This is a genomic window from Curtobacterium sp. 314Chir4.1, assembly GCF_900215175.1.
GTDB classification, from domain to species: domain Bacteria; phylum Actinomycetota; class Actinomycetes; order Actinomycetales; family Microbacteriaceae; genus Curtobacterium; species Curtobacterium pusillum_A.
The window spans coordinates 606,472-619,033 of sequence record NZ_OCMI01000004.1 but is presented as its reverse complement, the minus strand read 5'-3'; the positions used below and the strand labels follow the sequence as shown (position 1 = coordinate 619,033).

13 protein-coding genes and 2 pseudogenes are annotated in these 12,562 nt (G+C 73.1%); 6 read left to right on the top strand and 9 right to left on the bottom strand.

Annotated features, from left to right (window positions below; translation table 11 throughout):
* The 4 genes and pseudogenes from CRP27_RS15820 to CRP27_RS15805 form a co-directional block, all read right to left on the bottom strand.
* Positions 1 to 221 (bottom strand): annotated as a pseudogene (locus tag CRP27_RS15820) (hypothetical protein); the annotation flags it as partial.
* A 185-nt stretch (positions 222 to 406) separates the two neighbouring features.
* Complete coding sequence (locus CRP27_RS15815) at positions 407 to 1,120, bottom strand: anti-sigma factor (protein WP_097181532.1); 714 nt, start codon at positions 1,118 to 1,120, stop codon at positions 407 to 409.
* The gene (locus CRP27_RS15810; protein WP_255257626.1) at positions 1,117 to 1,626 is read right to left on the bottom strand and encodes a sigma-70 family RNA polymerase sigma factor; all 510 of its coding nucleotides are present in this window, start codon (positions 1,624 to 1,626) and stop codon (positions 1,117 to 1,119) included. The genes CRP27_RS15815 and CRP27_RS15810 overlap by 4 nt, the downstream gene beginning before the upstream one ends.
* Before the next feature lie 2 nt (positions 1,627 to 1,628).
* On the bottom strand, positions 1,629 to 2,312 hold the full coding sequence (locus tag CRP27_RS15805) for a YceI family protein (protein ID WP_097181530.1): 684 nt from the start codon (positions 2,310 to 2,312) through the stop codon (positions 1,629 to 1,631).
* 141 nt (positions 2,313 to 2,453) lie between these two features.
* Here CRP27_RS15805 and CRP27_RS15800 point away from each other — a divergent pair, with 141 nt between their 5' ends.
* Together CRP27_RS15800 and CRP27_RS15795 are read left to right on the top strand one after the other, a co-directional pair.
* Positions 2,454 to 3,035: a hypothetical protein gene (locus CRP27_RS15800; protein WP_097181529.1), complete on the top strand. Its 582-nt coding sequence runs from the start codon at positions 2,454 to 2,456 to the stop codon at positions 3,033 to 3,035.
* A gap of 25 nt (positions 3,036 to 3,060) precedes the next feature.
* Complete coding sequence (locus tag CRP27_RS15795) at positions 3,061 to 3,912, top strand: NAD-dependent epimerase/dehydratase family protein (RefSeq protein ID WP_097181528.1); 852 nt, start codon at positions 3,061 to 3,063, stop codon at positions 3,910 to 3,912.
* Between the two features lie 107 nt (positions 3,913 to 4,019).
* Here CRP27_RS15795 and CRP27_RS15790 read toward each other — a convergent pair whose 3' ends face one another.
* A complete protein-coding gene (locus tag CRP27_RS15790) occupies positions 4,020 to 4,985 on the bottom strand; it encodes a DNA-3-methyladenine glycosylase (protein ID WP_097181527.1) in 966 nt (321 codons plus the stop codon).
* A gap of 73 nt (positions 4,986 to 5,058) precedes the next feature.
* Here CRP27_RS15790 and CRP27_RS15785 point away from each other — a divergent pair, with 73 nt between their 5' ends.
* The 4 genes from CRP27_RS15785 (at position 5,059) to CRP27_RS15770 (ending at position 8,677) form a co-directional block, all read left to right on the top strand.
* Positions 5,059 to 6,087: a 6-phosphofructokinase gene (locus CRP27_RS15785; RefSeq protein WP_097181526.1), complete on the top strand. Its 1,029-nt coding sequence runs from the start codon at positions 5,059 to 5,061 to the stop codon at positions 6,085 to 6,087.
* 34 nt (positions 6,088 to 6,121) lie between these two features.
* Entirely contained in the window at positions 6,122 to 7,099 is a 978-nt protein-coding gene (locus tag CRP27_RS15780; RefSeq protein WP_097181525.1) for an MDR family oxidoreductase, read from the top strand.
* An 89-nt stretch (positions 7,100 to 7,188) separates the two neighbouring features.
* Positions 7,189 to 7,863 (top strand): GntR family transcriptional regulator, encoded by a 675-nt coding sequence (locus tag CRP27_RS15775; RefSeq protein WP_097181524.1) that lies wholly within the window; start codon positions 7,189 to 7,191, stop codon positions 7,861 to 7,863.
* A gap of 25 nt (positions 7,864 to 7,888) precedes the next feature.
* Positions 7,889 to 8,677, top strand: coding sequence for an ABC transporter ATP-binding protein (locus CRP27_RS15770; protein WP_255257618.1), 789 nt, complete (start codon positions 7,889 to 7,891; stop codon positions 8,675 to 8,677).
* A gap of 355 nt (positions 8,678 to 9,032) precedes the next feature.
* Here CRP27_RS15770 and CRP27_RS15765 read toward each other — a convergent pair whose 3' ends face one another.
* The 4 genes and pseudogenes from CRP27_RS15765 to CRP27_RS18545 all read right to left on the bottom strand — a co-directional run.
* Positions 9,033 to 9,506 carry a DIP1984 family protein gene (locus tag CRP27_RS15765; RefSeq protein ID WP_097181522.1) on the bottom strand — a complete coding sequence of 158 codons (474 nt, stop codon included), beginning with the start codon at positions 9,504 to 9,506 and terminating at the stop codon, positions 9,033 to 9,035.
* 74 nt (positions 9,507 to 9,580) lie between these two features.
* Positions 9,581 to 10,912, bottom strand: a complete 1,332-nt coding sequence (gene hemL, locus CRP27_RS15760; RefSeq protein ID WP_097181521.1) for a glutamate-1-semialdehyde 2,1-aminomutase — start codon at positions 10,910 to 10,912, stop codon at positions 9,581 to 9,583.
* Complete coding sequence (gene hemB / locus CRP27_RS18550; RefSeq protein WP_255257625.1) at positions 10,909 to 11,904, bottom strand: porphobilinogen synthase; 996 nt, start codon at positions 11,902 to 11,904, stop codon at positions 10,909 to 10,911. Before hemB ends, hemL begins: the two co-directional genes overlap by 4 nt.
* A gap of 66 nt (positions 11,905 to 11,970) precedes the next feature.
* Positions 11,971 to 12,483 (bottom strand): annotated as a pseudogene (locus CRP27_RS18545) (uroporphyrinogen-III synthase); the annotation flags it as partial.
* Between the last annotated feature and the right edge of the window lie 79 nt (positions 12,484 to 12,562).

The following is a 12,562-nucleotide window of genomic DNA, read 5'->3' as shown; positions in this document are numbered from 1 at the left end:
GTCAACGCGTCGGTGAAGCCCGAGTCCAGGGCGACGGCCGTGTTGCCACCGAGGACCTCCGGCACCGAAGCGACCGGAGCCGGGATCTTCGACGAGCTGGAGGAAACAGTGTGCACCGTCGGCGTGGACGCCTGGGCGGAGGAGATGCCGAACGCGGCACCACCGAGCACGAGCGCACCGGTGGTGGCGAGGGTGATCGAGGTCTTGAGGCTCTTGCGCATGGTGTTCATTCCTTTGCTGTGATCGCGCTCGGCGCGAATTCCCTGAAAGCGCGCCGAACACACCCCGTGCGAGGGTGGAGAACCAGCGATGTGCGGCTGGTGAGCGCTCCGGGTGTTCCCCGGTTGTTGCAGGTGATTCGGCACCCTCGCCCGAGCGGTTTGGTCGAGTTCGGGAACTCGTCCGATCAGAGTTCGACGGACGCCAACGACCGCGCTGCACCGTGCAGTCGCACCTCGACCGACGCGATCGACCCGAGGGGCACGTCCGTCGCCGCCGCGAGCCCCGTCGCACGCCTGCCCGTGGCGCTCCACGACGCGACGGTCTCGTCGGTTCCGTCCTTCCGCACCACCACGAGGTCGTACGTGACCGCGCTGCCCGCGCCCCAGTCACGGCCGCCGTACCCGCACCCCCAGTCGAACCGGGTGCCCCACGCCTTCCCCGTCACGTCGAGGTCCACCGTCAGCCCGGAGCCGGACGACATGGCGTAGCGCTCCCCCGCCTGCGGCACGGACGACGACAGCGGCGGTGCCGAGGGCGACCCCGGCGATCCGGCTCCCGACCCGACCGCGACCCCGCCGAGCACCGCAGCGACGACGGCCAGCCCCGCTGTGGACGCGGCCAGCACCCGGCGACGGCGCCGACGGGTGCGGACGCGGTGCGCGACCACGGCGAGCGAGTGCTGCGGGGCCGGGTCGGGCCTCCCGTCCGGTTCTGCGATCGCGACCGCGTCCTCAGCAGGCAGCCGCCCCAGGAGCCCCGGCATCCCGGCCAGCTCCGCGACGGCGGCGCGGCACGCGGCGCACGTCTCCAGGTGCCGCTCGTACTCGAGCCGCTCGTCGGTCGGCAGCGAGCCGAGCACGTACGCGGCGTCCCAGTCCCGGTAGCGGTCGTCGGTCATCGGGTCACCCCTCGTTCCTGCAGTGCGAGCCGGAGCGCGCGGAGGCCGTAGTGCAGCCGCGACTTCGCGGTGCCCTCCGGGATCCCGTGGCGCCGGGCGATCTCGGGCACGGTGTGGCCGAGCCAGTACGCGTCGACCACGACCCGTCGGTGTTCCGGCGAGAGGCCGGCGAGCGCGTCCGCGACGACGATCCCGTCGAGGACGGCGTCGGTCCGGTCCGGCTGGACCTCGTCGACGGGCAGGTCGGAGCCGACCTCGCGGCGGCGCCGGGCGGACCGCGCATCGTCGACGACGAGGTTCCGCGCGACCGTGAACAGCCACGCGCGGGCCGCGTCGGGCTCGCGTTCGAGGACCGCCGGGCGCTGCCAGGCGCGCACGAGGGTCTCCTGGACGACGTCCTCGGCGAGCGCCCGGTCCGTCGTGAGGTGCAGCACGTACCGCCGGAGCGCGTCCCCGTGCTCGGCGTGCAACCCCGTCAGGAGCTCGTCGGCCGGCCGGGCGTCCACGGTCACCGCGCCAGCTCGACGGAGAACTCGACCGCGCCGTGGTCGTCGACCCGCACGAAGCCGAGGTCCGGCGCCTGCACGCCGAAGTCCGCGAACGTGATCGGCACCGAGCCCGCGACCTGCACGTGACCGTCCCGGTCGACGCCGAGCTGCGCGTCCGCCGTCACGGCCTTCGTGACGCCGTGCAGGGTGAGTTCACCGCGCAGGGCGACGTCGGGGTCCGTCCCGGCGAGCGCCGCACGCACGTCGACGGGCGCGGTCACCCGGAACGTCGCCGTCGGGAAGCGGTCCGTCTGCATCGCGGTCCCGCGGAAGTAGTCGTCGCGGGCGGACTCGGGCGTGCTGATCGACGCGACCTGCACCGTCACCGTGGCCGCCGTGAGGGATCCGTCCGCCACGGTGGCTCGGGCTTCGACGTCCTTCGTGCGTCCGGTCACGGTCACATCCTGGCCCCGGAGGACCTCGTGCACCCGGTACCCCGCGAACCCGGTGGACGTCGCGGTCCACGTGCCGTCCGCCTCGGTCGCGCTCAGGGTGGCGTCTCCGGTCGGCGCGAGCGAGGGCGCTGCGTCCGCAGCACTGTTCACGAGGTTCGCGTAGACGATCGGGTCGCCGACGACGCCCGCGGCGCCGACGACGACCACACCGGCGGCGATGCCGAGCAGGACCTTCGTTCGTCTCTTCACACCCGGTCAACGACACAGGTCGCCGGATCGTTCGATCCGGGTCGGGATCGAACGATCCGGCCCGTCGTGCCGTGTCACCTGATGAGCGGATCCGTTCCAGTCGGGAGGCCCGGCCCGGGTCCGCAGGACAGGGGTCACCCCATGCGTTCCACACGTTCCACCCGTTCCGTCCTGCTGGTCGTCGGCGTCGCGTTCGGCGCGTTGGCACTCGCGGGGTGCTCGACGCAGTCGACGGCGTCGTCGGACTCGTCGTCCGCCGCCTCCGGCTCGTCTGCTTCGTCGTCGGCTTCGCCGTCGTCGTCTGCTTCGTCGTCGTCCGGGGGTCTCTACGGGTCCGACGACCACGGCGGCGACAGCGGTGGCCACGGCGCCGACGACGGCATCGCGACCGCATCGACCTCGCTCGGCACGGTCGTCGTCGACGGCAAGGGCATGACGGCGTACTTCTACGACCAGGACGTCAAGGGCTCCGGGAAGAGCACCTGCACCGGCGGGTGCGCCTCGGCCTGGCCGGCGATCGAGTCCGATGCCGCCACCCCCGCGGTGTCCGGTGTCACCGGCACGGTCGGCACGATCACCGGCGTCGACGGGAAGCTCCAGGTCACCGTCGACGGACGGCCGATCTACACGTACGCGGCGGACACGAAGGCCGGGGACGTCACCGGGCAGGGCGTGGGCGGGGTCTGGTACGCGGTGAACCCCGACGGGTCCGAGCACCGCTGACGCGCCGCTGGCCCATGATGGGGCGGTGGACATCGTCATCGCCGGCTGCGGCGACCTCGGGATCGAGACCGGCCTCCGCTTCGCCGCGCAGGGGCACCACGTGGTCGGACTCCGGCGCCGGGGCGACCTCGTCCCCGCCCCACTGGTCGGCCGGTCGGTGGACCTCCGGCACGAGGTCGCACCGATCGACCCCGGCACGGACGTCGTCGTCGTGGCCCTGGCGGCGGGGAGTCGCGACGTCGACGAGTACCGCGCGACCTACGTCGACGGGCTGCGGAACGTCCTGGACGGCATCGACGCGTCGGGGTCGGCTCCGCGGGTGATCGTGGTGTCCTCCACCGCCGTGTACGACGTGGACGACGGCAGCACCGTCACCGAGGCGACGCCGACCGTCGCCGCCACCCCGACCGCGGGTGTGCTGCTCGAGGCCGAGGCGCTGCTCCGTTCCCGCGTCCCGGACGCCGTGCTCGCTCGGCTGTCCGGCGTGTACGGGCCCGGGCGGGAGCGGCTCATCGAGCAGGTCAGGGGCGGCACGGCTCGGCTCGATCCGGTCGAGGGCTCGTCGCCGCACACGAACCGGATCCACCGCGACGACGCCGCCGCCGCGCTGGTGCACCTCGCGACGCTGGACGACCCCGCACCGACGTACCTCGTCACCGACGACGAGCCCGCGCGGCTCGACGACGTGTCCGCGTTCCTCGCCGCCGAGCTCGGCGTCCCGGAGCCTCCCCGCGCCGAGTCCGCCGGCCGGCAGGGAGCGGGTGACAAGCGCCTGTCGAACGCCCTGCTCCGCTCGACGGGCTGGGTCCCGCGCTCCCCGTCGTTCCGCGAGGGCTACCGCGCCGTGATCGCCGGCGAGGGCACCCGCCACCCCTGACCACCGGTGCGGCCCGCTCACGCACAACCAAAGTCCATCCGAACCACGCCGATCCGCGGTTCGGACCGACTTTGGTCGTGCCGCACGAAACCGCGGGCGGCGGCCCGCTAGTGGAACCGGTGGTCCTGGATCGTGATCCGCGGCCCGAACGCCGGCTTCCGGAAGCCCGAGCCCCCGATCAGTCGCACGACCCGCTCCCGGTGCCCACGCCAGGGTTCGAGCAGCTCGAGCATCCCGTCGTCGTCCACGGGCCCGCCGGTGAGTGCCCACCCGACGAGCGCCGGCACGTGGAAGTCCCCCACGCTCGGGGCGTCCGGGTCGCCGTGGGCACGCTGCGCGGTCTCGGCTGCCGTCCACTTCCCGATGCCCGGCACCGACTGCAGCCGCTCGGACACGACGGGCCCGCCGCGGCCCAGCGTCAGCGTCCGCTCGAGTGCGGGCGCGACCCGCATCGCCCGCATCACGGTGGCGGACCGCCCAGGCTCGATGCCGGCCCGGTGCCACTCCCAGCTCGGGATCCTGGACCAGGTGGCAGCGTCCGGCGGGACGAACATGTCCGACGGAGCCGGTCCTGGCGCGGGTGTGCCGAACCGGCGGAGCAGGTACCGCCAGGCGCGCCAGGCCTGGCGCGAGGTCACCTTCTGCTCCATGATCGCCGGCACGAGCATCGCGACGACGGTGTTCGTCCGGAGGAGTCGGAGCCCGGGCTGCCGGTGCCGGGCGTCGGCGAGGAACGGGTGCCCCGACACGTCCAGCGAGGACCAGTCGTCCCCGCGTCCCAGCAGATCCGGCGCGTGCTCCACCGCCCACGGGGCACCCGATCCCCAGGCGGACACCGCGATCGAGGACGACCCCGCACGGCGCACGAGCACCGAGGCCGGGCCGGAGGGTGTCCGGAGCGCGAGCCACGTGTCGGCGCCGACCACGCGGAAGGCGGGGTCACCGGAGCCGCGCTGCAGGGGCCGGAGCGTCGCGCGGACGTCCACCACGCCTCCAGGCCGGTAGAGCGTGTCCACGCGGGCCGAAGTGCCGGACGCGTCGACGGACGACGCGGCGGCAGCATGCAGGGACACACGGGGATGGTAATGCGGAACCACCGTCAGTCATGATGGGGGCAGTCCCCCACCACCCGACGACGGAGTTCCCATGCGCATCGGCATCCTCACCTCCGGAGGCGACTGCCCCGGCCTGAACGCGGTCATCCGCGCGATCGTGCTCAAGGGCATCGCGATCTACGGACACGACTTCGTGGGGTTCCGTGACGGTTGGCGCGGCGTCGTCGACGGCGACATCGTCCCGCTCGGCCGCAAGGACATCCAGGGCATCGCGAAGCAGGGCGGCACGATCCTCGGGACGAGCCGGACGAACCCGTTCGAGGGGCCGAACGGCGGCGTGGAGAACATCGAGAAGACGCTGGAGCGGCACGGCATCGACGCCATCGTCGCGATCGGGGGCGAGGGCACCCTGGCCGCAGCGAAGCGCCTGACCGACGCCGGCCTGAAGATCGTGGGCGTCCCGAAGACGGTCGACAACGACCTCGGCGCGACCGACTACACGTTCGGCTTCGACACCGCCGTCGCCATCGCGACCGAGGCCATGGACCGCCTCCGCACGACGGGCGAGTCGCACTCGCGCTGCATGGTGGCCGAGGTCATGGGCCGCCACGTGGGCTGGATCGCCCTGCACTCGGGGATGGCCTCGGGTGCACACGCGATCCTGATCCCGGAGCAGAAGACGAGCATGGAGCAGATCGCGAACTGGGTGCGTGCCGCGTACGACCGCGGCCGTGCACCCCTGGTCGTCGTCGCCGAGGGCTTCGTCCCCGACCACGAGGACAACGCGCACACCGAGCGCGGCCTCGACGCCTTCGGTCGTCCGCGCCTCGGCGGGATCGGCGAGCGTCTCGCACCGCTCATCGAGGAGATGACCGGCATCGAGACCCGCGCCACCACGCTGGGCCACATCCAGCGCGGTGGGACGCCGACGGCCTACGACCGCGTGCTGTCGACGCGCCTCGGGCTCGCCGCCATCGACGCGGTCGTCGAGGAACGGTGGGGCCGGATGGTCGCGTTGAAGGGCACGGACATCGTGCACGTCTCGTTCGACGAGGCGCTCGGCGAGCTGAAGACCGTGCCGCAGGCCCGGTACGACGAAGCCGCCATCATGTTCGGGTAAGCGCGGCCGGGAGGCGCGGGGTAGCGTCCGTCACGTGACCCGCGCAGTCCTCGTCTCCAGTTCCACCCCGCCCGCCGTCACCGAGGTCGACCTCGCCGACCCGGCCGAGGGCGAGGCCCTCGTCGACGTCACGTACTCGAGCGTCAACTACAAGGACGGCCTGGCGCTCGCCCGGAACCCCGGTGTGGCGCGGGTCGACCCGCTCGTCCCGGGGATCGACGTCGTCGGCCGGGTGTCGGCCCTCGGTCCCGGCGTCCACGACGTCGCGATCGGCGACCGTGTCGTGCTGAACGGCGCCGGGCTGGGCGAGACCCGGCACGGCGGATGGGCGGAGCACGCCGTGGTGCCGTCCGGTTCGCTCGTCGTCCTGCCGGAGGGACTCGACGACTCGTTCGCCGCCGCGATCGGCACGGCGGGGTTCACCGCGATGCTCAGCGTGCTCGCGCTCGAGCGGTTCGTCTCCCCCGGGGACGGTCCGGTGCTCGTCACGGGAGCGTCAGGTGGTGTCGGCACCGTCGCGATCGCCGTGCTCGCCGCCCGCGGGTACGAGGTCACCGCGTCGACGGGACGGCTCGCCAACGAGGACTCGCTCCGGGCCCTGGGGGCGACGGCCGTCGTCGACCGCGCCACCCTGTCGGAACCCGGCAAGCCCCTGCAGCGCGCGGCCTGGGCGGGCGCGGTCGACAGTGTCGGTGGCGCGACCCTGGCCAACGTCATCGCGGCCACCCGCTGGGGCGGTGCCGTCACGGCGTGCGGTCTCGCGCAGGACTCCGCGCTCCCCACGACGGTGATGCCGTTCATCCTGCGGGCGGTGTCGCTCCTGGGCATCAACTCGGTCGACGCACCGCTGCCGCTCCGTGAGCAGGCGTGGGAGCGGCTGGCGACCGACCTCGACCCGTCGGTGCTGGCAGGGGTGGTGCGGACCGTGTCACTCGAGGAGGCGGTGCAGGTCGGGCCGGAGGTCGTGGCGGGCCGAGTGCACGGCCGGACCATCGTCCGTACGCGCGACTGACATTCCATCATACTGAGATTTCACAAGCGTTTGCATATTGACACGTTAGGATTGGAGTACAGAACACCTGACCCTGTGAGGAGTCCGGCATGCCGGTGCCCAAGTCGACCGTCGAGAACTCGCCGCGGAAGCTCCTGCGGGACGTCGTGCTCGAGAAGATGCTGACGGCGATCCAGGACGGCACCCTCCAGGCCGGCGAACGACTCAACGACGACGAGCTCGTGCAGTGGCTCGGGGTCAGTCGCACCCCGATCCGCGAGGCGATCGCGAAGCTCGTCGACTACGGCATGGTCGAGATGGAGGCGAACCGGTACACGCGCGTCGCCACCCCGACGCGGAAGGAGTACGACGACGCGTACCAGGTGCTCTTCGGCATCGGCGAGCTCGCTGCCCGCTGGTCCATGCCCCGGTTCACCGACGACGACGTCACGGCCTTCGGTCGGATCCTCGACGACATGCGCGCACACGCCGCCGCGGAGGACCGTGCGATCAACGACGACGTCGAGCGGACCGTCATGTTCCTGGTGGAGCGCTCGGACAACGAGCTGCTCCTGAAGACCACGGAGCCGCTGATCAACCGCGCGCAGTTCCTCCGGATCGGCGAGCCGGAGTTCGTCTACTGGGACGTCGCGCAGGTCCTCGACGGCCTGCGGGCCGCGGCGAAGGGACGCGACGGCGAGGCCGGTGCGGCGATCATCCGCGGGCTCGGGCGGGGCATGGCCGAGCACCTCGCCACCGTCCGCGGATCGGATGCCCGGAGCTGATCGGCTCCTGCGGCAGGATGGACACGTGTCCGACGACGTCCTGATCCAGGCGACCGGGGTCCGCGTGACCCGGTCCGGCCGCGACCTCCTGCACGACATCGACCTGACCGTCCGGCGCGGCGAGCACTGGGCGCTCCTCGGGCCGAACGGCGCCGGGAAGTCGACCCTGCTCGCGGTCCTCGGTGCGAACAGCCACCCGACGGCGGGTTCCGTCGAGGTGCTCGGTCGTCGACTCGGTCGGGTGGACGTCCGGGAGCTCCGCGAGCACATCGGGCACGTCGACCCACGACACCGGATGCTCTCGCCGCTCACGGTGCTCGAGACGGTGCTGACCGGGCTCACTGGCACGACCGACCTCATGATGCGGTGGACCCCGACGGACGCCCAGGTGGCCACGGCCGAGCGGCACATCGCCGACGTCGGGCTGACCGCACGGCGCGACGCCCGCTGGCCCGTGCTGTCCCAGGGTGAGCGGGGGCGGGCGCTCATCGCCCGTGCGCTGATGTCCGAGCCGCAGCTGCTCCTGCTCGACGAACCCGCCACCGGTCTCGACGTCGCCGCCCGGGAGCACCTGCTCGAGACGGTCGACGCACTCCGGCACCGGCACCCGGAGCTCGGCAGCGTGATGGTCACCCACCACCTGGAGGACCTGCCGGCATCGACGTCGCACGCGATGCTCCTGCGGGACGGGGCGTCCGTCGCGCAGGGCACCTCCGACGAGGTCATCACGTCGTCCGCGGTCTCCCACGCGTTCGACTTCCCGCTCGCCATCCTGCGTGCCGAGGGTCGCTGGGCCGCACGACGCGCGTCGTAGCCGACCCGCGCCTCCAGGCCGCTGCCGGCGACTGCGCACCCTGACGACGACCGCGCGGTGTGGACCACGCGCACTCGTCGTCCCGGCGCGCAGATCGAGCGCACGCCGGACGCCGGACGCGCTGCGCGCGCCCGGCCACGGGGCGGTGGAGTCCCCTGTCCCACCCTCGGTGGTCCGGTCGGTACGCGGTTGTGCGTGGTGCTGCGTGCACCGTCGCCGGTGCGCGGTGCTGGGCTGCGTTGTGCCGGCTCGCGCCACGGCGCTGCCCACTGCGCCACATGAGGACCGGATTGCCCGCCGGTCCGTCGGGTCCGTACCCGCCCCGGTCCGCCTACCGACGCACCGCCCCGGTCGTTCAGTCGGTCGGCTCCAGGAGCGCCACCTCCCAGTTGCTGCGCTGGATTGTCGCGTCGAGCTCGCGCAGTTCCTTCGCCAGGAGGTCCGCACGACCGCGCAGTTCCGCGGTCGGCAGGGCCGCGAACGTCCGGAGCTCGCTGCGGAGCTGCCGGTAGCCGCCACCCCCGCCCGCGGTCGCGTCGGCGGCACCGGTCACGAGCGAGTGCCGGAGCCGCAGGGCGTCCCGGCGGGCGAGGAGCGCGGTGACGGTGTCCCCCGAGGCCAGCACGGTGGACGCGTTGGTCGCGTTGATGCGCGCGATCAGCACCTCGAGCGCGTCGACCGCCTGCTCCGCCTCGGCGAGCAGGGCGGCGGCGTCCTCGTCGGGCTCCTCGCCCTCCTGGTAGCGGGCGTTGGCGGCGATCCGCGATCGGAGCTGCTCGACGCGCTTCTGCAGGTCCGCACGTTCGATGAGCGCTTCAGCGAGTTGCATGTCGCCATCCAACCAGCGGACGGGAGGCACGGGCCGGGTCCGGAGCGCGCCTGCCGTCGCGGGGATGGTCGGGTCTACGGCGTCGCGCTCGCGGCCGCCTTGGCCGCGGCCGGCAGCGCGTCGAGCACCCGGCCGACGGCACGGTCGTCGTGGGCGGCGGTGACGAACCACGCCTCGAACACGCTCGGCGGCAGGGTGACGCCGGCGTCGAGCATCGCGTGGAAGAACGGCGCGTACCGGAACGCGTCCTGCGCCCGGACGTCGTCGTAGTTCCGCGGCGCGGTCTCGGTGAACGCGAATGAGAACAGGTTCCCGGCGTGCTGCACGGTGTGGGCGACGCCCTCGGCGCGCAGTGCCTCGCTGGTGGCGGTCGCGATGACCGAGGCCGTCCGGTCCAGGTGCTGGTACACGTCCGGCGTCGCCGCCCGGAGCGTGGCGATGCCCGCGGCGACGGCGAGCGGGTTGCCGGACAGCGTGCCCGCCTGGTACACGGGTCCGAGCGGGGCGAGGTAGTCCATGACCGCACGACGACCGCCGAGTGCGGCGAGGGGCATGCCACCGCCGATGACCTTGCCGAACGTGACGATGTCGGGCTTCCAGCCGGCACCGTCGGGGACGACCTTGGAGGCCTCGAGCCCCCACCAGCCGGCGGAGCCGACCCGGAAGCCCGTGAGCACCTCGTCGACGATGAGCAGCGCACCGTGCGACTGCACGATCTGCGCCAGGGCCCGGTTGAACCCGCGCTCCGGTGCGAGCACGCCCATGTTCGCGGCGGCTGCCTCGACGATCACACCGGCGATGCGCTCGGAGTGCTCGTCGAACGCGCGGCGCACGGCGTCGAGGTCGTTGTACGGCAGCACGAGGGTCTGCGCGGCGGTCTCGGCGGTGATGCCTGCACTGCCGGGGAGCGCCAGGGTCGCGACGCCCGAACCGGCCTCGGCGAGCAGGGAGTCCGAGTGCCCGTGGTAGTGCCCGGCGAACTTCACGAGGAGGTCGCGGCCGGTGTACCCGCGGGCGAGCCGGATCGCGGTCATGGTGGCCTCGGTGCCGGTGGACACCATGCGGAGCTTCTCGATCGGCCCGTCGCCGTCGACCGACACCCGCTGCTTCACGAGCTCGGCGAGCTCGGTCTCCCCGGGGGTCGACGCCCCGAAGCTCAGGCCCCGGGCCGCCGCCTGCTGCACGGCCTCGACCGTCGCGGGGTGCGCGTGCCCGAGGATCGCGGGGCCCCAGGACGCGACGAGGTCGACGTACTCACGACCCTCGGCGTCGGTGACGTAGGCGCCCTTCGCGGACGTCAGGAAGCGGGGCGTCCCGCCGACGGAGCCGTAGGCGCGAACCGGGGAGTTCACGCCGCCGGGGATGCTGTTCTTCGCGCGGCCGAACAGCTGGTCGTTGGTGGTCATCGTGCGGCCTCCTCGGTGAGCGTGCGGGCGATGTCGACCGCGAAGTAGGTGAGGATCGCGTCCGCACCGGCGCGCTTGATGCCGACGAGGGCCTCCATCGCGGCGGCGTCCCGGTCGATCCAGCCGTTCTGCGCGGCTGCGGTGATCATCGCGTACTCGCCGGAGATCTGGTACGCCCACACCGGCACCGGCGAGGTCGCAGCGGTCTCGGCGAGCACGTCGAGGTAGCTCATCGCGGGCTTCACCATCACGATGTCGGCGCCCTCCTCGATGTCCTGCTCGACCTCGCGCAGCCCCTGGCGGCCGTTCGCGGCGTCGATCTGGTAGGTCCGGCGGTCTCCGACGAGCGAGGAGTCGACGGCCTCGCGGAACGGGCCGTAGAACGCGGAGGCGTACTTCGCCGCGTAGGCGAGCAGGGCGGTCCCGGAGTGGCCGGAAGCGTCGAGAGCCGCACGTGCGGCGCCGATCTGGCCGTCCATCATCCCGCTCATGCAGACGAGCTCGGCGCCCGCCTCGGCCTGCGCGACGGCCATGTCGCGGTAGCGCAGCAGGGTCGCGTCGTTGTCGACCGATCCGTCGGCCGCGAGGACGCCGCAGTGCCCGTGGTCCGTGAACTCGTCGAGGCACAGGTCGGACTGCACGACGAGCGCGTCGCCGACCTCCTCCTTCGCGATCCGGATCGCCACGTTGAGGATGCCGTCCGGGTCGGTCGCACCGGAGCCGACGGCGTCCTTGCGTTCGGGCACGCCGAACAGGTTCACGCCGCCGATGCCGACCGACGCGGCCTCGACCAGCGCTCGGCGGAACGAGTCGAGCGAGTGCTGCTGGACGCCGGGCATGCTGGAGATGTCGATCGCGTCGCGTGCGCCCTCCCTGATGAACATCGGCAGCACGAGCTCGGCGGGGTGGAGCCGGGTCTCGGCGACGAGTCGTCGCATCGCGGGGGTGGCGCGGAGTCGACGGGGGCGGACCTGGGGGAAGCGGCCGGTCACTGAGGTGCCTTCCTGTTCGGGGGCGGAGTGGTGCAGGGTCTCGACGACTGCGTCGAGGAGGGCTTCGGCGGACCGGGTGCGTCCGATCACGTGGACGGGTAGGCCGGCCGCGCGGGCATCGGCGGCGGTCCCGGGTCCGATGCAGGCCACGAGCGTGCCGGGGTCGAGCGGGGTCATCCGGCGGGCGATCTCGCGGGCGACACTGCCGCTCGTCACGAGCACCGCGGCGGGCACCGTGTCGAGGGTGATCGGCTCGTCGCCGGTCCCCACGGTACGGTACGCCACCACGTCGACCACGTCGATCCCGCGGGCGCGCAGGCCGTCGACCAGCGTCGGTGCGGCCAGGTCGGACCGCGGGAACAGGACGGACCGAGCCGTGTCCGGCAGCGCCGCGACGAGCGCGGCCGCGGAGGCGTCCGGCGGCACCAGGTCGACGACCCAGCCGGCGGCACGCGCGGCTCGTGCGGTCGGCTCGCCGACCGCCGCCACCAGCAGGTCGGCCGGGAGGCGCGCCACCAGTCCCGCGATCACGCGCACCGCCGTCGCACTGGTCACCACGAGCCAGTCGGGGCCGGCCACGCGCGGACGGTCACCGACCGGAGACGGTGAGCCGTGCCTCCCGGCCGCCCCGGAGGCGACCAGACGGCGGACCGCAGCC

Bases quoted from the DNA above. Each gene is read 5' to 3' on its own strand.
- CRP27_RS15815 (WP_097181532.1), bottom strand. From the start codon at position 1,120: ATGACCGACGACCGCTACCGGGACTGGGACGCCGCGTACGTGCTCGGC.
- CRP27_RS15800 (WP_097181529.1), top strand. From the start codon at position 2,454: ATGCGTTCCACACGTTCCACCCGTTCCGTCCTGCTGGTCGTCGGCGTC.
- CRP27_RS15785 (WP_097181526.1), top strand. From the start codon at position 5,059: ATGCGCATCGGCATCCTCACCTCCGGAGGCGACTGCCCCGGCCTGAAC.
- CRP27_RS15775 (WP_097181524.1), top strand. From the start codon at position 7,189: ATGCCGGTGCCCAAGTCGACCGTCGAGAACTCGCCGCGGAAGCTCCTG.
- CRP27_RS15765 (WP_097181522.1), bottom strand. From the start codon at position 9,506: ATGCAACTCGCTGAAGCGCTCATCGAACGTGCGGACCTGCAGAAGCGC.
- hemL (WP_097181521.1), bottom strand. From the start codon at position 10,912: ATGACCACCAACGACCAGCTGTTCGGCCGCGCGAAGAACAGCATCCCC.